Here is a 22,216-nt window from a genome sequence, read left to right as displayed (position 1 = left end):
ATGCAATTTCATAAAGATCGGCCGCTCGTCGTACAGAGCGATTTCAGCATTTTGCTGGAATCCCGGCATCCCGCATTCGATGATGTGCGAAAGGGCCTGGCAAGATTTGCCGATCTTGTCAAATCTCCCGAAAACCTGCATACATATCGAATGTCCTCGCTGTCGCTTTGGAATGCGGCGGCAGCGGGAATGACGGCGGAGGAAATCATAACATTTTTGGAGCTGTGGTCCAAATTCGGTATTCCTGCATCCGTAAAGCAGGATATTCGCCGTTTTGTGCAGCGTTACGGCCTGGTTCGAATGGAACGTCTTGGAGAAGACCTGCTTTTAATATCCGACGATGTCGATGTCATTAAAGAGATGGTTTCCTATAAATCGCTTCAATCCTATGGCCTCTGTCAGCTGGATTCGCGGACCCTGCGTTTTTCATCGCTTTACCGGGGACATCTCAAGCAGGAACTGGTCAAAATGGGTTTTCCGGTTGAGGATTTGGCGGGATACAGCCAAGGAGAGCGGCTGCCAATCCGGCTCAGGACGAAAATGAACGGAGGGCGAACCTTTGAACTCCGGGATTATCAGCAATCTGCCGTGGAGTCATTCTACCGTGAGGGCAGCGCGCAGGGAGGAAGCGGTGTTTTGGTACTGCCTTGCGGGGCGGGGAAAACTGTCATCGGCATCGCCGCTATGGGACGGCTAAACTGCGCTACCCTCATATTGACTTCGAACAGTACATCCGTACGTCAATGGAAAAGGGAGATTTTGGAGAAAACCGATGTTACTGAAGAGATGGTGGGAGAATATACCGGGCAGCATAAAGAGGTCAAACCCATTACCATCGCAACGTATCAAATTTTGACCTACCGCAAATCGAAGGATGATCTTTTTGTCCATATGGACTTGTTTAACAAACGGGACTGGGGACTTATCGTGTATGATGAAGTTCACTTGCTGCCTGCGCCGGTATTTCGGGTGACTGCGGATATTCAAGCGACCCGCCGCTTGGGCTTGACAGCTACGTTAATCCGCGAAGACGGCCGGGAAGAAGATGTTTTTTCCCTGGTCGGTCCTAAAAGGTACGAGATGCCCTGGAAGGATCTTGAAACGAAGGGGTGGATCGCCTCGGTGGAATGCATCGAGGTGCGGGTGCCCATGCCTCCGGCAGAAATGGACGTGTATCGTACGGAGGAGGCAAGGCAGAAAATGAAATGCGCAAGCGTCAATTCGGCTAAGCAGGCAGTGGTAGAGGAATTGCTGCGTAAGCATGAAGGCGAGCAAATCTTGATCATTGGCCAGTATCTGGAGCAGCTTCAGGAACTGACCAGGCGAACGGGGGTTCCCTTGATCAGCGGAGAAGTGGCTCACGACAAGCGGGAAAAGCTGTATAACGCTTTCCGGAACGGCGAACTGAAGGTGCTGATCGTTTCCAAAGTAGCCAACTTTGCCGTAGATTTGCCGGACGCCTCCATAGCTATCCAGGTATCGGGGAGCTTTGGTTCCCGCCAAGAGGAGGCTCAGCGGCTCGGACGCATTTTGCGGCCTAAATCAGGGGATAATAAAGCTTACTTTTATACGCTCGTCAGTGAGAACACGAAGGAGCAGGAGTTTGCCATGAACCGGCAGTTATTTCTCATCGAGCAGGGCTACAACTATGTGATCGATCGGGCGGATAGGCAGGAGGAGGCGGTCCTGAAATGAATTATTCGGAAATTTGCGCCCGAATGCCCTGGGAGCTGCGAAGCCGGATACAAGCAGAGACGGTATACGCTCCCTGGCTTGGGCAAGGATACGGTCTGGAGGACATTTGGGCCGATCCGGTTGTGCTGGAAACGATCTTTAATCAGATGGGCCCGGACGAACGGACGGTGCTTGAAGGGATTGTACGGGACATCGGCTCCGAGCTTTTTGACGCGGCTCGGCTGGAGAAATCGGCGAGGGGCTTGTTGTCCGGAGCCGAGATGAAAGCGGGCTTGGCCGGTCTGCTGCGCAAAGGTTTTATTTTCGCTTTTCGAAAAACGTGGGGTGAACTGGTTTACCTGCTTCCGGAAGACAGCTTCGGTCTGTGGCAGCAAATTATGTTTCCTGAGCTTGCCGTTGTTCCGCCGGATGGCACTGCTCTTTCCGGTATCGAACCGATTGAAGCCGTCAAGACCGATATTCGCAGGGGGCTTTTTCAGGCGCTTGTCTTCGCGGCGCAGCAGGAACTGAAGCTGACCCAAAACGGAATCCTGCACAAAAAACAACTGCAAAAATGGCTTGAGCTTATTCCTCTGAACGAAACGCTGTTGCAGGGGACGACGATAAAATATGCGTATGCTGATGCGTATCCGATGAAAGCAGCGATCATGCTCGATATGCTTTTGCGGCTTCAGTTGATCGTGCCGGACGGAGAAACGCTGAAGCTTCAATCCAAAGCGCTCAAAACCTGGCTGAACCGGTCTGTTAACGAACAACATCTCGTGTTGTACAGCATATGGAAGCGGCTGACCCTTCCGGCGGAAGCCTGGCTGCAGCATGCGGTTTCACTTCTTGAAAGGAGCGATCACGGGCATTGGTTTTCTCCGCTTGGGCTTTTGACCGGGCTTGAAAGGCAAGGCCTGATGCCTGTACCGGCTGAATCAGGGCTGGAAGAGCGGCTTGGCCGGCTGCAGCAGAAGTGGCTGGACCCGTTGGCTGCCATGGGCTGGCTTGAAAAAGGCACGGAGGCTCTGGGCGGAAGGGTACATTATCGTTGGTGTGTTAGGCTATTTCAAGCAAGCCGTACTCCGCAGGAGTCTGAGGAACCTGGGCGGTTTATGGTGCAGCCGGACTTCGAGATCATTGTGCCGCCGGACGTGACGGATGAGGTTTGCTGGGAATTGTGCTGTATAGCCGATCCGGTTGCGCACGATCAGGTCAGCGTTTATAAATTGTCCAAAGCCAGTATTCGGCGTGCTTTGGAGAACGGAAGGACGGCTGAAGAGATGGCGGAGTTTCTGGAAGCTCATGCGCTTTACGGAGTTCCCGATCATCTCCTCCCGGCGATAGAAGGATGGGCGAGGCCCTTCGGCAAGTTGACTTTCGTTAACTCGCTGTTGCTCCGCTGTGATGATGAAGAGACGGCGTTAACCGTAGCTAAGCTGCCTGGTGCGGCGCCCTATATTCAAGAAGCCGTCGGAACCAAGGATTATATTATTGCTTTGGACGACCTGCAGCCTCTTGCGGCAGTGCTGGAAAAAGCGGGGTATATGCCGGGGATGCCGCTTTTGCTCAACGGTAAGAACGGTTCCGGCCGCGGAAGGTCTTACCCGAAGCTGGCGGATGTAAATCTGCAGGAAGACGAAGCAGATGCCGAGTTCCAGCTGTCGATGGATAGGGGGCTGATTTACTCCAGAAATTCAGCTCATTATTTGCAGCTGGAGTCGCAGCTGCCCGAGCCGGCCGATTTGTATCCCGACTTAAAGGACATTCCCCCGATGTGGCTGAAGGATTATCGGACCTATCACGTTTCTACCCGAAAAGAAATCGTGGAAAAGGCGATCGAGATGAAGACGCTGCTGCAAGTCCGAATGAACGGCACCGATTACCGGGTCGCTCCGCGAAAAGTACAGGATACCCGGGGAACCTGGTGGATGACGGGGGTAGAACAGCGGAAGGACAGGCTCCCTCAAGCATTGGAGGTTCGTTGGCATGCCGGCGAATGGGACGAAATGAAGCTGATTTTGCCAGGAATCAATGATAAATATTAGATCGGCACACCGCTGCCGGATATGATATGATAAATAGGTAGGCCACCATGGTCCAACCTATAGAAAGGCGGTGCTGCATATGGCAGTCATGGAATCCCAGACGATCGATATGTCTGCAATCCTTCTCGGAGCCTATGAATTGGCTGACATGATCAAGCTTTCCGCGGAAACTGCGGATTATTTATATTGGAAGCGGCGTGTAGAGGAGGACGAGGAAGTCGGCAGGCTGACCAAGGAATTTGCCAAACAAAAAGAGCGATTCGCCGAATGCGAACGTTTCGGGCATTACCATCCGAACTATCATGAAGCGCTGGAGCAAGTCAAGAAGGTTCAAGCTCAGCTGGATGCTTTGGAGCCGGTACGCCGTTTTAAGGAAGCGGAGAACCGGCTGGATCAACTGCTTTACGAAATATCGCAGTTGGTAGCGCACTCCGTTTCCGACACGATCAAGGTTCCTTCCAATGACCCGCTGGCCGCAAGCGGCGGCTGCTCTTCAGGCGGCAGCTGCAGCGGCAAGTGCGGTTAAGGCGGCGGAAGAAGCCTTATGACGGTCGTTAATGCCATCTTAAGGCTGCCGAAGCTGAAATGACGGACGGATAGAGCCTACGGTCTCGCCTCGCCGGTTCATGACCTTGGGGTAATGAAATTCGGCAAGCCGTCCGGCTTCCTCCCGGGTCAGGGCTCCAAGCTGCATTAAAGCCTCGGCTGCTGTCGGATAGAGGGCGCGTTCGGCGCCGTCCTCAATCTTGACAGCCAGACCGATCCCGCGATCCGGGACAGCCAGGGCATACACCCCTTCGGCACCCATTTTGCCGATGACGCGGCCTTGCGTTACTTCGGCAAGCCGGGTGTCGAACCGGTTGGTGCCTGCTACATAGTAAGGATGTCGGCCGATGACATGGATGATCTTACGGCACGCCGCGGCGCGCTGGGCTGCAAGCTCGTCAGGGGCGCCCAGACGGGCGTATGCATAGGCGAGTGCAGACAGCGGCACTGCAAATACGGGCACGCCGCAGCCATCGGTGCCGACACCGATATTCTCTGTTGATACGCCGCACATGAATGAGATGATGTGCAGCATTTTTTGTTGGACAGGATGCTCCAAACGGGTATACTGTTTTATAGATACATTCATTGCCTTTGCCAGGACCAGCATGCCGGCATGCTTGCCGGAGCAAGTGTTGTGGAGCTGCGACGGCTGCAGCGCCTTTTGTTTCAGCTCGTCGGCCGAGGGCTTATATAGCGGTTCCTGCCGGCCGCATGCTAGAGCGCTTTCAGTTAGTCCGAGCTTATGCAGAATCGATTGCACCGCCGCGGTGTGCTCCGGTTCCCCGCCGTGGGAAGAGCAGCACAAAGCCGTTTCGGCTTCGGTCAGCCCGAATTGTTCGTCGCCCCGGGCTTCCAGCAGCGGAATGGCCTGAAGCAGCTTGGCGGTTGAACGCATATATCCGTAATGCCGGGGGTTGCCGGCGCAAGCGATCAGCTTGCCTTTGTTGTCCACCACGGCAATATGACCGCGATGCATGCTTTCCGTCAGATTGCCGCGGGTTACCTCACAGAGGTTGTCTTGGTCAAAGGATTGCATTATTGCTTTCATCCTTTCATCATTAGATTAAAGATCCGTACCACCAGTATGGGTTTAAGAAAGAAGGTTATGAGCTATGTTTCCTGAGCGCAGCGGAATCATCGTTTGGTTTAGCGATTTAAAAGCGGCTAGCAAACATTTGGAGAAATACGGCAATGTGCATTACCTCTCCAAAAAGCTGCATTATGCCGCCATGTACGTATATTCCAGCCGTTTGGACGAAACGGTAAAGCAGCTGCAAAAGCTGCCCTTCGTCAAAAAAGTCGAGCGGTCGTACCGCAATGAAATCAAAACCGAGTATAATAATAATATTCCTGATAAAACAAGATTCTACACGTTATAACGGCGGAACTTGCGTCTGCATATGTTATATCATACGCCCGGAGCGGAGCTCTGCCCGGCGTATTTTTTTGTTTTTTCCAAACAGCCCTTTTGTTTTTTGTTATAATAGGCTGAAGGATCGATTTGAACTGGAGGTTCACCTTTCTGATTGCCCAAGATGTTTTTTAAGACTCGTCAGACGTTCTTTTGATCTTCGATTATAAGCTTCTCATATGATGGGTACCAAGTAGGCGGAGGATTCGATATAATGGCGCTAAATTTTCACCAGCTTCATATTTTTTATACGGTTGCGGAGAAGGGCAGTTTTTCTCATGCCGCGCAGGCGCTTCATATGACTCAACCGGCTGTTACGATGCAGGTGCAGTCGCTCGAAGATTATTTTGGAACGAAGCTGTTCATCCGTTCGACCAAGCGGGTCGAGTTGACGGAGGCGGGACGCACGCTGCTGCCGTTTGCTTTGCGCAGCATTGAGCTGATGAAGGAAACGGACATCAGTATGTCCAAGTTCACGCATATGCTGGAAGGCAGACTTCATTTGGGAGCAAGCTTGACGGTAGGGGAATATATTTTGCCCAGACTGCTCGGGCCGTTTAGCGCCGAATATCCGAATATATCGGTTAGTATGAAAGTCAACAACACGAAGCTGATTCTTGAAGAAGTCCTGAACCATCAGTTAACCTTCGGTTTAGTGGAGGCCGAAGTGAAGCATCCCGATGTGCATACGGAAGCGGTGCTCAGCGACGAGCTGAAGCTGATTGTCCCGCAGAATCATCCTTTGGCGGAACGGGAGCGTATTCCGTTGGAAGAGATGCTGAAGTATCCCTTTGTGCTCCGGGAGCAGGGCTCGGGTACGCGAAGGGTGATGGAAGAGGAACTGGCAAAGGCGGGATGCGACGTATCCATGCTCAAAATCGTGATGGAGCTTGGCAGTACGGGAGCGGTCAAATCGGCGGTGGAAGCGGGCCTCGGGATTTCCATCCTGTCCCAATCCTCGGTAAGGCACGAGGCGGCTCTTGGAGTGCTGAAAGTAAAGGATGTCGAAGGCATTCGCTTTACGCGGAGTTTCTATGCGATCTATTTGAGCTCCACACTGCTTCCCATTTCTGCGGTGACGTTCTTGACGTTCTTGAGAGAGCGGGATCTGAGCCAATGGTTATAACAGACCGGACAGACCGGACGGATCCAAAAGCAAGCCGGGTACGGCCCAACGGAAATCTGTGACAACGAAACAGATAAAATAGGCATGTTAAGGGGAGGTATTCATGATGTCTTACGCCGATTTGCATACTCATACGCTGGCATCCGACGGCACCGGCTCTCCGTCCGACAACGTCAGGTTGGCCTCGGAAGCAGGCTTAAGCGCCGTAGCCGTAACGGATCATGATACGGTGGGAGGGCTGGCCGAGGCTCAGGAGGCCGGATTGAAGTATGGCATAGCCGTTATCCCCGGAGTGGAAATCAGTACGGTGCATAACGGGCAGGACATTCATGTGCTCGGGTATTGGATCGATGAAAAGGATTCGCTATTCTTGTCCAGGTTGGCAGACCTGAGACAGGTTCGGGACCGGCGCAATGAAATGATGGTCGCCCGTTTGCAGGAGCTTGGCATCTCCATTACGATGGAAGACGTTCTAAAGTCGGTACAGGCTTCGAAAAAAGAGGGAGATACGATCGGAAGGCCGCATATCGCGGATGCCCTCGTACGTCTCGGAGCGGCAGATTCCATGGCCGACGCTTTCAACCGTTATTTGGCCAAAGGGGCGGCGGCCTATGTCAATCCGCCGCGGATTACGCCGTTTGAGGCCGTTCGCTGGATTATGGAAGCGGGAGGCGCCGCGGTGCTTGCCCATCCGGGGCTATACGGACAGGATGATTTGATCCCGCAGCTTGCGCAGGCCGGAATGATCGGCTTGGAGGCCTACCATTCGGATCATTCGCCGGAACAGGAAGAACATTATGCGGCATTGGCGCAAGAGCATGATTTGCTCATTACAGCGGGGTCCGATTATCATGGCGAACGGGGCGGCGTTGTGTTTCATGCGCCCATCGGGGCTCGCCGAATCGACGCGGATGTGGTGGACCGGTTGTTCGAGCGGAAAGGATTGCGGCCATGAAGATCCGCAAATGATGACCCCGGTTTGGTCGCTGGCCGAAGCCCGGAACTTAGTTTCAAAATATTGTCTTGAGAATCAATGGTTACGCCAAAGAGATCACTCACTTTAATAATGATTTCAATGCTCGGATAATTTTGACCATTTTCCCATTTGGAAACCGACTGTCGACTTACAAAAAGTTTTTCCGCCAATTCTTCTTGAGACCAGCCTTTTTTCTTTCTCTCGTTTTTTAACTTCTCCGCAAAAATCATTTCGGCAGTCACCTTTCTGCATCATATACATCCATTATTGTTAAACCCCATGTGAAAAGTAAAGATAGCTTTGGTTGCAGCTGCCCAGCAACCCCAAGTTGCATCCTCTATAACAGCCGTTTGCACCGGCGTACGCATGCCGCCATCTTGCGCATTTGCATTTCTGCCAGTCAGCTTCATCCTGCTGTCCGTTGGCGGCGCTCAAGAAACGGCGAGGAAAATGAAACGCAGGCGTGAATTGGTGTAGAACCGCCTTCGGTGGCGGATTGTCTCTGTTATGCTGAACATCAGCGTAACAGAGATCTGCCGACGATGACCATGGAAATGATTCCCATACCCTTACTCCTGCCAATGTGAGATGTATTATTTGAACACGTACAGTAACTTTAATGAGCTGCAAAGGGACATTGATGCGTACATCTTCTTTTACTAACGAATGGTTACAAGCCAAATTAAACGGCCTCAGTCCGAAGGAATTCAGGACGAAGGCCGCTTAACTGATTTTTATTTTAGTACTGTCTATTTGACAGGGTACAGTTCATCCATCAGGTTGACTTATGGGACAGCCCCTTTTTACTTTACCGTAACCGGCATCTGTTTGATGGCTTCGGCGTCGGGCGTAACGAACAGCGTTTTTTGATGCTCGTAAATGACGAACCCGGGTTTGGCGCCGTTGGGTTTGCGTACATGCCTGATCAGCGTGTAATCGACAGGCACTTGACTCGATTCCCTGGCCTGGCTGTAATAAGCGGCCAGCCGGGCGGCTTCATGCAAAGTGGCTTCGCCGTATTCGGAGCTGCGGATGACGACGTGGGACCCTGGAATGTCTTTGGTGTGCAGCCACGTATCCCCCGAATGGGCGAGACGGTTGGTCAAGTATTCGTTCTGGGTGTTATTTTTGCCGACATAAATAGGTACGCCTTCGCTGGAAGTATAGCAAGAAAGAAGCGGCTTTTGATTCGGCTTTTTTTTGCGTCCCTTCTTGCCGCGGCTGCGAAGGTATCCTTGTTCCTCCAGCTCCTCGCGAATCTCCTCGATATCTGCAAGTCCTGCGCTCGACAGCTGCTGTATCAGATTGTCCAAATAACCGATTTCCTCGTGCGCTTGCGCCATCTGCTCCTCTACGGCGATCAGGCTGTTTTTGCTTTTCGTATATTTTTTGAAGTAGCGCTGCGCGTTTTCCGAGGCGGTCAGTAAAGGATCAAGCTCGATCGTAATTGGGCGCTGCTCCTCATCATAATAATTGATGACCTCGATTTGCCGCTCGCCTTTGGTGACCAGGTGCATCGATGCCGTAAGCAGCTCCCCGAGAATGCGAAACTTATCGGCCTCGCGCGCTTCCTTCAGCGTCTCCTCGAGCTTTTCCAGCTTCTTGACGTTTTTGCTCCGTTCATTGGAAAGGAGCCTGAGCAGGTCGGACGCCTTTTGCTTGACGGCATCCCGTTCGGCCTTGTCCCCATAATAAGCTTCCAGACAAGCGCTGACCGTCTCGTAACGGCGAACCTCTCCGGGAATGTGGGTGAGAGCGGTGACGGAAAAAAAGGTTTTCCCGGTTTGCTCCTGCTCCACAATCACCGGATCGAGCACTCCGCTGCGGACCTGATCCGTCAGCAAGCGCAGGGGCTCCCACAATTTCTCCGCCATATCGGCAGGGGACATAACGGCAGGACCGTCTCCCAAAGCTCGATAAACGAGCTCGCGGGCGCCCAGCGGGCTAAAACCGCTTAGGCGCTGCACCAGCGTCTGCTCCCAGAAGCGGCGTGAGGCCGCCTCCTCAGGCGGGACACCCTCGGCGCTTTCCGCCATCAGTGCAATAAACCGGTCTTTGTTCAAGTCGAACGGCAACGTCTTGTGCTGTTCCGGGGGCGCAATATAGCTGCTGCCGGGCATGACTACGCGGTAGCTGCTGATCGCCGGCGTAACGTGATGAATCCCGTCCAAAATCACGCCGGTGGCCGGGTCCATCAAGATGATGTTGCTGTGGCGGCCCATGATTTCCACAATGAGCGTTTTGACGCTCAGGTCGCCCAGTTCATCGCGCTGGCGGATGCGGAAGTGAAGAATCCGTTCAAGCCCGGGCTGTTCGATCGCTTCGATGATGCCTCCTTCACAGTGCTTGCGCAGGAGCATGCAAAACATGGGCGCTTCCAGCGGATTCATAAAGCTTTGTTCCGTGAGATGGACACGCGGGTAAGTCGGGTTGGCCGACAGAAGCAGCTTCACGGTGCGGCCCGCCGCGCGGATCTGCACAATAATATCGTTATTGGAAGGCATTTGTATTTTATTGATTCGGCCCATGACGCAGCTTTGCAGCTCGCGGGAGAGGCCGTGAACGACGAGACCGTCTAATGACATGTTAAGAACAACTCCAATCGTGCGAGGATGAGTCTGTTTTTAAGTGCTACCCTTTATCATGCCATATTTTCTCTTCGAAGGAAAACGTGATATTTTGTGGCTTGTCTGAATACATTTAGCCTAGACGACCTTTTGGGAGGGAAAGAGCAGATGAGTCAGAAACATTGGTATCAAATGACGGCCGAGGAAACGCTGCAGTCGTCGGGGACGGAGCCCTCAAAAGGGCTGGCTGCGGAAGAAGCGGACAAGCGGCTTGCCGTTTACGGCAAAAATGAGCTGGCGGATGGACAAGGCATATCGGCGCTCACGCTTTTTTTGAACCAGTTTAAAGATTTCATGGTTCTGGTACTCGTTGGAGCTACATTAATATCCGGCTTGCTCGGTGAATATTTGGATGCCATCACGATTATCGCCATCATCATTATGAACGGAATTCTTGGCTTCGTGCAGGAGTTTCGTGCAGAGCGTTCCTTGCGCGCGCTAAAGGAGCTTTCCGCACCCAATGCCAAGGTGATCAGAGACGGAAAGCTGGAGCAGCTTCCGGCCCGCGAGCTGGTTCCGGGCGATATTGTCGTGCTGGAAAGCGGCGACCGCATTCCGGCCGATATCCGTTTTATCGAGGTATACAGCACGTATGCGGAAGAGTCGGCGCTCACGGGGGAGTCCGTTCCGGTAGCCAAGCATATCGGGGCGATTCACGGAGAAGGCGTAACTCTCGGAGATCAGCGCAATCTGGGATTTATGGGAACCCTGCTGACGAGGGGCTCGGCTAAAGGGGTCGTAATTCGTACCGGCATGGCCACGGAAATGGGCAAGATCGCGGATCTCATTCAAAACACGGATGCGATGGAGACGCCGCTGCAGCATCGTCTGGAGCAGCTCGGTAAAATTCTGATCATCGTCGCTCTGGCATTGACGGTGATGGTCGTCGCAGCGGGCATCCTGCACGGGCAGGAACCGTACGGCATGTTTTTGGCCGGCGTCAGCCTGGCGGTTGCAGCGATTCCAGAAGGCCTGCCGGCCATCGTAACGATCGCTCTGGCTCTCGGCGTACAGCGGATGATTCAGCGCAAAGCGATCGTCCGCAAGCTGCCGTCGGTCGAAACGCTGGGCTGCGCATCGGTGATTTGCTCCGATAAAACGGGAACGTTAACCCAGAACAAAATGGCGGTCACCCACTTATGGGTAGGAGGCCACTGGCTGGAGGTCACCGGGGACGGCTACGACCCTCGCGGGGATATTCTGAGGAACGGAGAGCAGGCGGACATTAAAAAAAATCAAATGCTCCGCCGATTGCTTCAGATATCCGTGCTTTGCAACAATGCTTCTCTGCATGAAGAAACAAGTGACAACAAGAAGAAAAAAGCGGATGCCGAACCGTCCCGCGCTTGGCGTATCAAGGGAGACCCGACAGAGGGGGCGCTTGTTGTCCTGGGGGCGAAAGCGGGCATTACGCAGCGTTCTCTGGATGGGCTGTACCGCCGGGTCAACGAGTTGCCTTTCGATTCAGAGAGAAAACGGATGTCTGTTGTCGTGGAGCACCAGGGAGGGCGGATGGTATGTACGAAGGGGGCGCCCGATGTGCTGGTGCAGCAGTGCTCTTATATATTGTGGGATGATAAAATCATCCCGTTTACTCCCACATTAAAGCAGAAGGTACTCTCCGCCAATGAGGACATGGCCAAAAACGCGCTGCGCGTGCTGGGACTCGCTTATCGGGATCTGAAGCCGGCGGATCGGGACCTTCAGGAAACGCAGCTGGAATACCAGCTTGTGTTTGTAGGCTTGACAGGCATGATCGACCCGCCGAGGCGCGAGGTCAGGGAAGCGATCGTCAAATGCCGTCGTGCGGGGATCAAGACCGTCATGATTACGGGCGACCACCAAACCACGGCGGAGGCGATTGCCTTGCAGCTCGGCATTCTTCCGCAGGACGGGCTGGCCATGAATGGCCGCCAGCTTTCGGTGATGACCGACGACGAGCTGGACAAACGGGTGGATGACGTGTATGTGTACGCCCGCGTTTCTCCGGAGCACAAGCTGAGGATCGTCAAGTCGCTTCAGCGCCGGGGCCATACGGTAGCGATGACCGGAGACGGTGTGAACGACGCGCCGGCCATCAAGGCGGCGGATATCGGCATTGCGATGGGCATCAGCGGTACGGATGTATCTAAAGAAGCGTCTGCGCTAGTGCTCAGCGACGATAATTTCGCCACCATCGTATCCGCTATTGAAGAAGGGCGGGGCATTTATGAGAATATCCGCAAATTTATCCGGTACTTGCTTGCTTCCAATGTCGGAGAAATTATGACGATGTTCCTGGCCATGATGTGCGGGCTGCCGCTGCCGCTGGTGCCGATCCAGATTTTATGGGTCAATCTGGTGACCGACGGCCTGCCGGCGATGGCGCTCGGCGTCGATCAGGCGGAGAAGGATCTTATGCAGCAGAAGCCGCGTTCGGCCAAGGAGAACATTTTTGCGCGGCGTCTGGGATGGAAGATTGTCAGCCGCGGAATCCTGATCGGATTGTGTACGCTGGCGGCTTTCTACATCACCTTGAAGCAGGGAGGAGACAGCCCGAATGCGCTGGTCAAAGCACAGACGGTTGCGTTCGTTACGCTCGTTATGGCGCAGCTTATTCATGTGTTCGACTGCCGGAGCTCGCGCTCGATCTTTCACCGCAATCCGCTGCAAAACGTTTGGCTTGTACTGGCGGTCGTTTCTTCGCTGCTGCTGATGCTGCCCGTACTGTACGTGGAGCAGCTTCAGCCGATTTTCAAGACCGTCCCGCTCGGGGGGCTCGATTGGCTGCTCGTCCTCGTATTTGCTGGTATTCCAAGCTTCCTCATGGGCATTGGCAGCGTGCTGAGCGGTTCCTCCAAGCGCAAGCGCATGACATACGGCGGCGGCCCGAAACCGATCGGACCTGCCGCAAGATAATAGAAACGATAAGGACTCCGGCATCTTGAAAGCGGAGTTCTTTTGTTTGCTTTTTTAAACGGATTGGTATAAAATTTTTCGTCAGCGGGTATGCATTCCGGCGAAATTGCGATATAGTATGAGGAAAATGCTCAAACAGGAGTGCAGACGATGGATTTCACGAAAATGCATGGATTGGGAAATGATTTTATCGTGCTGGCCGGACATGACGAACTGCCTCGGGATGCATCTGAGCTGGCGGTTCGTTTATGCGACCGTCATTTCGGCATCGGTGCGGACGGAATGGTCTATTTGCTGCCTTCACAGAAGGCTGACTATAGGATGCGAATCATCAATTCGGACGGCTCGGAGGCGGAGCAGTGCGGCAACGCCATCCGCTGCGCCGCTAAATATATTTATGATCACGGAATGGTGGACAAAGCGGCAACCGGGCTTACCATTGAAACGATCGGTGCAGGGGTGCAGCCCGTGCAGCTTTCGGTTACGGACGGACGAGTGACGGCGGTTCGCGTTGATATGGGCGCGCCTGTTCTGAACGGGCTTGAGGTGCCTACGGTCATCGATGCGGAACGTATCGTCTCATACCCGGTTTCCGTAGACGGACAGGAATTTCGCTTTACCGCCGTGTCGATGGGGAATCCGCACTGCGTGATTTTTACGGAAGACGCGCTCCAGGTTGACCTTTACAAGTGGGGACCCGAACTGGAGAACCATCCGTTATTTCCCCGCCGCATCAACGTTGAGTTCGCTACGGTGCACAGCCGGGATTATGCCGACATGCGCGTGTGGGAACGCGGAGCAGGGCCAACGCTGGCTTGCGGGACAGGAGCATGCGCCACGTTGGTGGCCGGGGTGCTGAACGGACTGATGGACCGCAAGGCGACCGTGTCGTTAAAAGGCGGCGATCTGCTGATCGAGTGGAGTGAGGCGGACAATCATGTCTATATGACCGGACCGGCGGAAACGGTGTTTAAAGGAACGCTTTAACGTATATGATGGGAAGAGGGGGCGCCGCGATGAAAGCGGATTTGAGAGAAGCGCTCCGGCAGCAGCTCATTGTCGGGGACGGGGCTATGGGGACATATTTGTACCAAATGGGCTTTCCTGTCGGCATTTCATATGAGGAATTGAATTTGCTTAAGCCGGACGTCATTATGGATGTCCACCGCAGATATTATGAGGCCGGCGCACGGTTGATCGAGACGAACACCTTCTCGGCTAACCGTGAAAAACTGTCCAAATATGGATTGGAGCAGGAAGTGGAGGCCATCAACCGCGCGGGTGTCGATTTAGCCAGACGGTCGGTCGGCAGCGATGCTTATGTCGTCGGGGCGATCGGTTCGATCCGCGCGGGCAAACGCAAAAATGTGCGTACGGCCAAGGTCAAGGATGATTTGAAGCAGCAAATTGAAGTGCTGGCGGATACGCCGGTGGACGGGCTGTTGCTGGAGTCGTTCTACGATCTGGAGGAGCTGCTGATTGCATTGAAGCTGATCCGAAAGATCAGCAGCCTGCCTGTCATTTGCCAGTTCGCGACAGAAGGTACCGGATCGACCCACGACGGCATTCCGCTGGATGAGGCGTTTCGGCGGCTTCTGGCAGCAGGGGCGGATGTGGTCGGCTTCAACTGCCACAGCGGTCCGAACGGGCTGATGCGCTCGCTGGAACGCATCGCCGGAATGGAGGCCGCCCCGCCGTTTTCCATATTCCCGAATGCGGGGATAGCCGACTATGTAGACGGACGCTATACGTTTGCGGCGACGCCGTCTTATTTCGGTGAAACGGCGCGGAAGTTTGTCGATCTCGGCGCACGGATTATCGGCGGATGCTGCGGAACGACCCCCGAGCACATCGCTGCGATAGCCTCGTCGCTAAGAGGGTACGTTCCGGATCCGGCTGCGATTCGCAAGCTTACTGAAAACGTCAGGGAGCCTCGACCGGAAAGGATTGCGGAGCCGGTTCAGGTGTCCGATAGGCCGCCGGCCGCACCGCCTGTACAGTCGGAGCCTACGATCGTCGACCTGGTGAAGGAGCGGCCTACGGTAATCGTAGAGCTGGATCCTCCGCGGGATTTGGACATCGAGAAGTTTATGCAGGGGGCGTCCGCGCTTAAGAAAGCCGGAGCTGATGCGCTCACGATGGCGGACAATTCGCTTGCCGTAACGCGAATGAGCAATCTGGCGCTCGGTAGTCTCGTGCAGGAGCGTATAGGCATTCGGCCGCTCATTCATATCGCCTGCCGCGACAGGAACATGATCGGAACGCAGTCGCACATGATGGGACTGCATGCACTGGGCATCGACCACGTGCTTGCGGTAACGGGCGATCCGGCGAAATTCGGAGACCTGCCCGGATCGAGCTCCGTATACGATTTGACTTCGTTCGAAATCATCCGCATGATCAAGCAGCTGAATGAAGGGGTTTCTTTCTCGGGCAAGCCGCTGAAGAAAAAAGCGAACTTCATTGTCGGAGCTGCGTTTAATCCGAACGTCAAATATTTGGATAAAGCGGTGCGGCGGTTGGAACGCAAGATCGAGTCCGGTGCCGATTACATCATGACCCAGCCGGTTTACAATGCCGAGCTGATCGAAAAAATCAGCGAGGCGACCAGGCACCTCAACGTGCCGATCTTCCTGGGCATTATGCCGCTGGCCAGCGGAGGCAATGCGGAATATTTACACAATGAGGTGCCGGGGATTCAACTGTCCGACGAAGTGCGTCAGCGCATGAGCGGTCTCAAAGGCGAGGAAGGACGAGCTATGGGCGTGCAAATCGCCAAGGAACTGCTGGATGTGGCTTTGAGCCATTTTAAAGGCATTTACTTGATGACGCCGTTCCTTGCATATGAGATGACTGTTGAATTGACCAAATACGTGTGGCAGAAAGCGGGAAGACGCGATTTCCACTTGTACCCTCTGGAAAAATGAATTAAAATAGGGTAATGGATGTGAATGCCATGATGACCAGTATGACTGGGTTCGGCCAAGCCGCTCGAAGCCTCGCGGGCTTTCGTTTGCAGATCGACTTGAAATCGGTCAACCATCGTTACTGCGAGGTCGTTGTAAGGATGCCCCGGGAATGGGCCCGTTACGAAGACGCAGTAAAACGTGCGGTGCTTGCACGGGTGAAGCGCGGTCGGGTGGATGCCTTTGTTTCGGTTGAACGGGACGGTAAGGCTCCGCAAACTGTCGAAGTGGACTGGGCATTGGCCATGGGTTACCGGCAAGCGGCCGAGCAGATGCGAGAGAAGCTGTCGCTTTCAGAGGAGCTGTCGCTTCGCGATCTGTTGTCAATACCCGGTATGGTTTCGCTTAAGGACAAGCCGGAGCTGGAGGATGAGGTGCTGGAGCGCGAATTGTTCTCTTGTGCGGATGAGGCTGCCAAGGAACTCGTGACGATGCGCGAGCGTGAAGGCGAGGTACTTCTTGCGGATTTGGAGCAGCGTATTGGGGTCATGGAAAGCTATAGGCTGGAGGCCGTTCAATTAGCTCCGATCATCGTGAAGGAATATGCCGGGAAGCTTAAAAGCCGAATTCAGGAGCTGCTGCAGCATATGCCCTTAGACGAGAACCGGTTGGCGATGGAAGTGGCATTGTTCGCGGACCGTGCTGCGATCGATGAGGAATTGACCCGGCTGAACAGCCATTTCGGCCAGTTCAAGAAGCTGCTCAGGTCCGCCGAACCGGTAGGCCGCAAGCTGGATTTCCTCGTTCAGGAAATAAATCGGGAAGTGAATACGATCGGCTCCAAAGCCAATTATGCGCCGCTTTCCTCCATTGTGGTGGAGATGAAGGCGGAGCTGGAAAAGATGCGGGAGCAGATCCAAAATATCGAATAACATACCTTATTAGTAATATCATTCTTTCTTTTGAAACGGTGTTGGTTGATCAACGACTAAAGAAGAAAACTGTTGCCGTGCGTCGGTTTCCTTCCCGCGAACAACGCCTGATTTCAAAGAAAGAACCAGGGGGAACCTATAGATGGCGATCAAACTTATCAACATCGGTTTCGGGAACATCGTTTCCGCGAATCGAATCATTTCCATTGTAAGTCCTGAATCGGCTCCGATCAAACGGATCATTCAGGAAGCGCGTGACCGCCATATGCTGATTGATGCGACGTATGGCCGCCGTACGCGTGCCGTTATTATTACGGACAGCGACCATGTCATCCTGTCGGCGGTTCAGCCCGAAACGGTAGCGCATCGACTTTCCAATAAGGACGATGATCATGACGAGTAATTTGGGTTACGGCCCTGCAGAAAAAGGAATATTAATCGTGCTTTCAGGACCTTCCGGGGTTGGAAAAGGAACGGTGTGCAAAGAGCTAAGAAGGTGCGCGCCGGACATCGTATACTCCGTGTCGGCAACGACCCGCCCGCCTCGAGCCGGTGAAGTGGACGGAGTGAATTATTTTTTTAAGACGAGGGAACAGTTTCAGCAGCTGATCGACCAAGACCAGATGCTGGAGTGGGCGGAATACGTAGGTAATTATTATGGAACGCCGCGCAAATTTGTGGAAGATACGTTAAACAGCGGCAAAGACATCATTTTGGAAATTGAAGTGCAGGGCGCACTCAAAGTCAAGCAGAAATTTCCGGAGGGCGTCTTTATTTTCCTGCTCCCCCCGTCGCTTAACGAATTGGAGAGCCGCATTGTAGGACGGGGGACGGAATCGGAGGATTCGATCCGCAGCCGATTGTCCGTAGCCTTAGATGAGATTGCTTTGATTGAACATTACGACTATGCGATCATCAATGATCAAGTGGAACTGGCCTGTTCCCGGATTCGCAGTATTCTCACGGCGGAGCACTGCCGTAAAGCGCGCATGGTTTCCAAAATAAAACACTGGATGGCTGAGGTGAAAAAATAAGATGCTGTACCCTTCCATAGATCGGCTTTTGGACAAAGTAGACAGTAAGTACTCTTTGGTGGTCGCCGCCTCCAAACGAGCGCGGATGCTTCGTGACGGAGCGAAGACCGAAGTGCAGAACCAGAAATCGCACAAATACGTAGGTTTGGCTCTTGAGGAAATTTACGAGGGACATATCTCGTATGAGAAGCTGTATAACAAAGAATCCATAAAGTAAAACAACAACCCTCGCGGTTGTTATTTTTTTCGCTATGAAACCAGAAGGGGAGGAAACCGGATGCTGAACGGAAAAACGATCGTGCTCGGCGTAAGCGGCGGGATCGCCGCGTTCAAAGCAGCTGCGCTGTGCAGTAAGCTGACTCAAGCGGGAGCCGAGGTCAGGGTCATCATGACGGAATCCGCGGCCAAATTTGTCGCTCCGCTAACGTTTCAAACATTATCCCGGCATGCCGTTTACATCGATACTTTTGATGAGAAAGATCCGTCGGTCGTGTCCCACATTGATCTTGCCGACCGGGCCGATCTGGTCGTTATCGCTCCAGCGACAGCCAATGTGATCGGCAAGATGGCGTTGGGGCTTGCGGACGACATGCTTTCCACAACGCTGCTTGCGACGACGGCGCCTATTTTTGTTTGCCCTGCAATGAACGTGCATATGCTCGCTCATCCTGCGGTGCAGGCCAACCTGCAAACGCTGGCCGACCGTGGCGTTCGGTTTATCGAACCGGGTACAGGGCAGCTGGCCTGCGGCTATGTCGGCAAAGGCCGCCTGGCCGAGCCGGAAGAGATTCTCGCAGCGATCGAGAGCTTCTTTAACGAGAAAAAGCCGCTCCGCGGCAAGCATGTGCTGGTTACCGCCGGAGCGACCATGGAACGGATTGATCCGGTTCGCTATCTGACGAACGATTCCTCTGGCAAGATGGGCTATGCCATTGCCGAACAGGCTGCAAGAATGGGGGCCGAAGTCACTTTAGTCACGGGTAAGGCAACCGTTGCCGTCCCGAACGGGGTTAAGGTGATTCGCACGGAATCTACAATAGAGATGATGGATGCGGTGCTCTCCGCGATGGATGAGCAGGACGTGATTATCAAAGCCGCGGCGGTATCCGATTACCGTCCGGCAGAGCAAGCGCCGGAGAAGATCAAGAAGACGGAGTCGGAAATGATGCTGAAGCTGGTCAAAAATCCGGATATCCTGCAGGCGGTCGGCGAACGAAAGAAAGCGTCCCAACTGGTTGTCGGCTTTGCGGCGGAAACGCACAACGTAGAAGCTTTTGCTATAGATAAGCTGAAGCGCAAGCGCTGTGACCTGATTGTCGCCAATGACGTCACGGTACCGGGGGCCGGATTCGGCACCGATACGAATGTGGTGAACGTTTATGATGCGAACGGACTCGTGCTGAGGCTGCCGCTGATGGAGAAGAGGGAAGTGGCCGCCCGGCTGCTGGCCTTTATCGCAGACCGTCTGACGAAGGGGGAAATAACCGAAGAATGTACGCCAAAGTAATTGTCGACGTACCGGCCAAACCGACGAACCGCGCTTTCGATTATGTGGTTCCGGAAGCGATGAAGGACCTCGTCACCGTTGGCAGCCGGGTCGGCGTACCGTTTGGCCCGCGCACGGTACAGGGATTCGTTGTGGAACTGCACGAAGGAACCGAGCTGGATCCGGCCAAGCTGAAGCCGATTGCGCAGATCCTCGATTTGATCCCGCCGCTGACGCCGGAATTGGTCAAGCTGGCCCGCTGGATCAGCCGGACGTATTTGTGCCATGAAATCACGGCGCTGCAAGCCATGATCCCAGGCGCATTAAAAGCAAAATACGAACGCCATGTGAAGGTGGACGAACACGGAGGCCGGCGAGGAGGGCATGAGAATGTCCTGATGCTGCCGGTTCCGAAGCAGGAAGAGATCTTAAATTATGTCCGGAAGCAGGAAACGGTCCGGCTGGAAACGCTGTTGGAGAAATTTGCCGGGGACACTTTGCTCGTAAAGCAGCTGCTGGAGGACGGGGTTCTGACGGAGGTTCATATGGTGAAGGACCGGATGTCGGCGAAAAAAGCGCTGACGGTTTTTCCCCCGGAGAACCCGGAACAGCTTGCGGCATGGCAGGAAGAGCTTCCCGCCAGAGCTGCCAAGCAGAAACTGGTGCTGGAGTATCTGCAAAAGCACCCCGAGCCCATCAAGCTGACGGAGCTGCTTTCGAGGCTGCATATTACCGCCGCCGCCGTCAAAGGCTTGGCGGAGCGGGGATGGGTAAGGCTCGAGGAGGTCGAGGTTCAGCGCGATCCGTACGCCTCGCGGACGTTTCGTCCGACCTCGCCGCTGCCGCTTACCCCGGAACAGCAGAAAGTATTTGACTGCATCAAGGACGCGGTTCTTTCCGGCGAGCAGCGGGTGTTTCTGCTGAACGGTGTAACGGGAAGCGGCAAGACGGAAGTGTATCTGCAATCGATTCAAACCTGCCTGGATCAGGGACGGGAGGCGATTGTTCTCGTACCCGAGATTTCGCTTACTCCGCAAATGGTCGAGCGTTTCAAAGGACGCTTCGGCAACCGGGTTGCCGTGCTTCACAGCCGTCTGTCACACGGGGAGCGGTACGATGAGTGGCGCAAAATCGTACGGCGGGAAGTCAGCGTTGTGATCGGGGCCCGTTCGGCCGTATTTGCTCCATTCACGAAAATCGGACTTATTATTATTGATGAAGAACATGAATCGACCTATAAGCAGGAGGAAAGCCCGAAATATCACGCTCGTGACGTCGCCATCGCCAGAGCGTCCGAGCATGGAGCGGCCGTTGTTCTTGGATCCGCTACGCCTTCGTTGGAGAGCATGTACCGGACAGGCCGTGAGGCCGTTCTTTCTGCAACGCCGGACCGTCCGGCGTTCGAACTGCTGACCATGACCTCCCGCGTGGAGGGAAGGCCGCTGCCGCGCGTACATATTGTCGATATGCGGGAAGAGCTGAAAAACGGTAATCGTTCCATGTTCAGCCGCGCCCTGTATAAAGCGATAGAAGAACGGTTACACAAGAAAGAACAAACCGTTTTGCTGCTGAACCGCCGGGGCTACGCGACCTTCGTCATGTGCCGCACCTGCGGCTATGTAGCTAATTGCCCGCACTGCGACATCTCGCTGACGTACCACCAGAGCTCCCGGGCGATCCGATGCCATTATTGCGGCTATGCCGAGCGTGAGCTGACGGCATGTCCGGACTGCGGGAGCGAGCATATCCGTCATTTCGGCACGGGAACGCAGCGTGTGGAGGAGGAGCTTTCCAAGCTGTTCCCGGGGATTCGGGTGATCCGCATGGACGTGGATACAACGACGGAGAAAGGGTCTCATGAAAAATGGCTCACGATATTTAAAAACCGGCAGGCGGATCTGCTGCTCGGTACGCAAATGGTGGCCAAGGGACTCGATTTTCCGCATGTGACGCTTGTTGGCGCGCTGGCTGCCGATTCCGTGCTCAACCTGCCGGACTTTCGGGCGGCGGAACGGACATTTCAGCTGCTGACGCAGGTAGCTGGCAGGGCTGGACGGCATGAGCTTCCTGGCGAAGTGTTCGTGCAAACGTATACTCCGGAGCATTACAGCATTCTCAGTGCAAGCAAACATGACTATCAAGGCTTCATGCTTAAGGAGATGCTGATGCGCAAGCAGCATAATTATCCGCCTTTTCACCGGCTGGTGCTGATTACGCTGTCGCATGAGCAGGTGCAGCTCTTGATTCGCTCGGGTGAAGCGGTTGCCGCCAGGCTGAAGGAACTGGCGAGTCAGATGCAGGCTGAAGGGACGGAGCTGGAGGTGCTTGGACCCGTAGCTTCGCCGATTTCGCGGATCAAGGATAGATATCGGTTCCAATGCATGATAAAATATCGGGGAGAGATGGACATTGCCGGGCTCGTGCAGAAGGCAGTTGCCGTGCTGGACGATGCTGTCAAGCAGAGGAAGCTGACGGTGTCCGTCGACGTCGATCCGCAAATTTTGATGTAAACCGGTCCGGGAAGGCCGGAATATATATAATTACTC

17 protein-coding genes and 1 pseudogene are annotated in these 22,216 nt (G+C 54.2%); 15 read left to right on the top strand and 3 right to left on the bottom strand.

Going from position 1 to position 22,216, the window contains the following annotated elements; translation table 11 throughout:
• The 3 genes from BLT35_RS12195 (at nucleotide 1) to BLT35_RS12185 (ending at nucleotide 4,251) form a co-directional block, all read left to right on the top strand.
• On the top strand, nucleotides 1–1,695 hold the full coding sequence (locus BLT35_RS12195) for a DNA repair helicase XPB (protein ID WP_074728165.1): 1,695 nt from the start codon (nucleotides 1–3) through the stop codon (nucleotides 1,693–1,695).
• The gene (locus BLT35_RS12190) at nucleotides 1,692–3,725 is read left to right on the top strand and encodes a helicase-associated domain-containing protein (protein ID WP_074728163.1); all 2,034 of its coding nucleotides are present in this window, start codon (nucleotides 1,692–1,694) and stop codon (nucleotides 3,723–3,725) included. Before BLT35_RS12195 ends, BLT35_RS12190 begins: the two co-directional genes overlap by 4 nt.
• Nucleotides 3,726–3,804: 79 nt before the next feature.
• On the top strand, nucleotides 3,805–4,251 hold the full coding sequence (locus BLT35_RS12185; protein WP_054818054.1) for a YlbF/YmcA family competence regulator: 447 nt from the start codon (nucleotides 3,805–3,807) through the stop codon (nucleotides 4,249–4,251).
• Nucleotides 4,252–4,290: 39 nt separating this feature from the next.
• Here the strand turns inward: BLT35_RS12185 and BLT35_RS12180 are convergent, their stop codons facing one another.
• A complete protein-coding gene (locus BLT35_RS12180) occupies nucleotides 4,291–5,322 on the bottom strand; it encodes an asparaginase (RefSeq protein WP_254777549.1) in 1,032 nt (343 codons plus the stop codon).
• Between the two features lie 64 nt (nucleotides 5,323–5,386).
• Between BLT35_RS12180 and BLT35_RS12175 the strand changes: the two genes are divergently transcribed.
• From BLT35_RS12175 to BLT35_RS12165, 3 genes are all read left to right on the top strand, one after another.
• Nucleotides 5,387–5,653: a YlbG family protein gene (locus BLT35_RS12175; protein WP_062407854.1), complete on the top strand. Its 267-nt coding sequence runs from the start codon at nucleotides 5,387–5,389 to the stop codon at nucleotides 5,651–5,653.
• Nucleotides 5,654–5,899: 246 nt separating this feature from the next.
• Nucleotides 5,900–6,811 (top strand): selenium metabolism-associated LysR family transcriptional regulator, encoded by a 912-nt coding sequence (locus tag BLT35_RS12170; protein ID WP_062407856.1) that lies wholly within the window; start codon nucleotides 5,900–5,902, stop codon nucleotides 6,809–6,811.
• A gap of 106 nt (nucleotides 6,812–6,917) precedes the next feature.
• Nucleotides 6,918–7,766 carry a PHP domain-containing protein gene (locus BLT35_RS12165; protein WP_082660695.1) on the top strand — a complete coding sequence of 283 codons (849 nt, stop codon included), beginning with the start codon at nucleotides 6,918–6,920 and terminating at the stop codon, nucleotides 7,764–7,766.
• 74 nt (nucleotides 7,767–7,840) lie between these two features.
• Here the strand turns inward: BLT35_RS12165 and BLT35_RS12160 are convergent.
• Both BLT35_RS12160 and BLT35_RS12150 read right to left on the bottom strand, forming a co-directional pair.
• A pseudogene (locus BLT35_RS12160) lies at nucleotides 7,841–8,017 on the bottom strand (helix-turn-helix domain-containing protein); the annotation flags it as partial.
• A 573-nt stretch (nucleotides 8,018–8,590) separates the two neighbouring features.
• Complete coding sequence (locus BLT35_RS12150) at nucleotides 8,591–10,372, bottom strand: Rqc2 family fibronectin-binding protein (protein WP_062407860.1); 1,782 nt, start codon at nucleotides 10,370–10,372, stop codon at nucleotides 8,591–8,593.
• Between the two features lie 150 nt (nucleotides 10,373–10,522).
• Between BLT35_RS12150 and BLT35_RS12145 the strand changes: the two genes are divergently transcribed.
• The 9 genes from BLT35_RS12145 (at nucleotide 10,523) to priA (ending at nucleotide 22,180) form a co-directional block, all read left to right on the top strand.
• Nucleotides 10,523–13,312 (top strand): calcium-translocating P-type ATPase, SERCA-type, encoded by a 2,790-nt coding sequence (locus tag BLT35_RS12145; RefSeq protein ID WP_062407862.1) that lies wholly within the window; start codon nucleotides 10,523–10,525, stop codon nucleotides 13,310–13,312.
• Nucleotides 13,313–13,462: 150 nt separating this feature from the next.
• Nucleotides 13,463–14,299 (top strand): diaminopimelate epimerase, encoded by an 837-nt coding sequence (dapF, locus tag BLT35_RS12140; RefSeq protein ID WP_171005855.1) that lies wholly within the window; start codon nucleotides 13,463–13,465, stop codon nucleotides 14,297–14,299.
• A gap of 29 nt (nucleotides 14,300–14,328) precedes the next feature.
• The gene (locus BLT35_RS12135; RefSeq protein ID WP_074728160.1) at nucleotides 14,329–16,239 is read left to right on the top strand and encodes a bifunctional homocysteine S-methyltransferase/methylenetetrahydrofolate reductase; all 1,911 of its coding nucleotides are present in this window, start codon (nucleotides 14,329–14,331) and stop codon (nucleotides 16,237–16,239) included.
• Between the two features lie 29 nt (nucleotides 16,240–16,268).
• Nucleotides 16,269–17,150, top strand: a complete 882-nt coding sequence (locus tag BLT35_RS12130; protein ID WP_054818055.1) for a YicC/YloC family endoribonuclease — start codon at nucleotides 16,269–16,271, stop codon at nucleotides 17,148–17,150.
• Between the two features lie 142 nt (nucleotides 17,151–17,292).
• Nucleotides 17,293–17,553, top strand: a complete 261-nt coding sequence (gene remA / locus BLT35_RS12125) for an extracellular matrix/biofilm regulator RemA (protein ID WP_009672664.1) — start codon at nucleotides 17,293–17,295, stop codon at nucleotides 17,551–17,553.
• On the top strand, nucleotides 17,543–18,184 hold the full coding sequence (gmk, locus tag BLT35_RS12120) for a guanylate kinase (protein ID WP_062407867.1): 642 nt from the start codon (nucleotides 17,543–17,545) through the stop codon (nucleotides 18,182–18,184). The genes remA and gmk overlap by 11 nt, the downstream gene beginning before the upstream one ends.
• 1 nt (nucleotide 18,185) lies before the next feature.
• Entirely contained in the window at nucleotides 18,186–18,401 is a 216-nt protein-coding gene (gene rpoZ, locus BLT35_RS12115) for a DNA-directed RNA polymerase subunit omega (RefSeq protein ID WP_054818057.1), read from the top strand.
• A gap of 60 nt (nucleotides 18,402–18,461) precedes the next feature.
• Nucleotides 18,462–19,691: a bifunctional phosphopantothenoylcysteine decarboxylase/phosphopantothenate--cysteine ligase CoaBC gene (coaBC, locus tag BLT35_RS12110; RefSeq protein ID WP_074728158.1), complete on the top strand. Its 1,230-nt coding sequence runs from the start codon at nucleotides 18,462–18,464 to the stop codon at nucleotides 19,689–19,691.
• Complete coding sequence (gene priA, locus BLT35_RS12105) at nucleotides 19,676–22,180, top strand: primosomal protein N' (protein ID WP_074728155.1); 2,505 nt, start codon at nucleotides 19,676–19,678, stop codon at nucleotides 22,178–22,180. Before coaBC ends, priA begins: the two co-directional genes overlap by 16 nt.
• Nucleotides 22,181–22,216: the final 36 nt, after the last annotated feature.

This window comes from Paenibacillus naphthalenovorans, assembly GCF_900099895.1.
Taxonomy (GTDB): Bacteria; Bacillota; Bacilli; order Paenibacillales; family NBRC-103111; genus Paenibacillus_G; species Paenibacillus_G naphthalenovorans.
The sequence above is the reverse complement of the archived record's forward strand: the minus strand, read 5'-3'. Positions and strand labels throughout refer to the sequence as shown.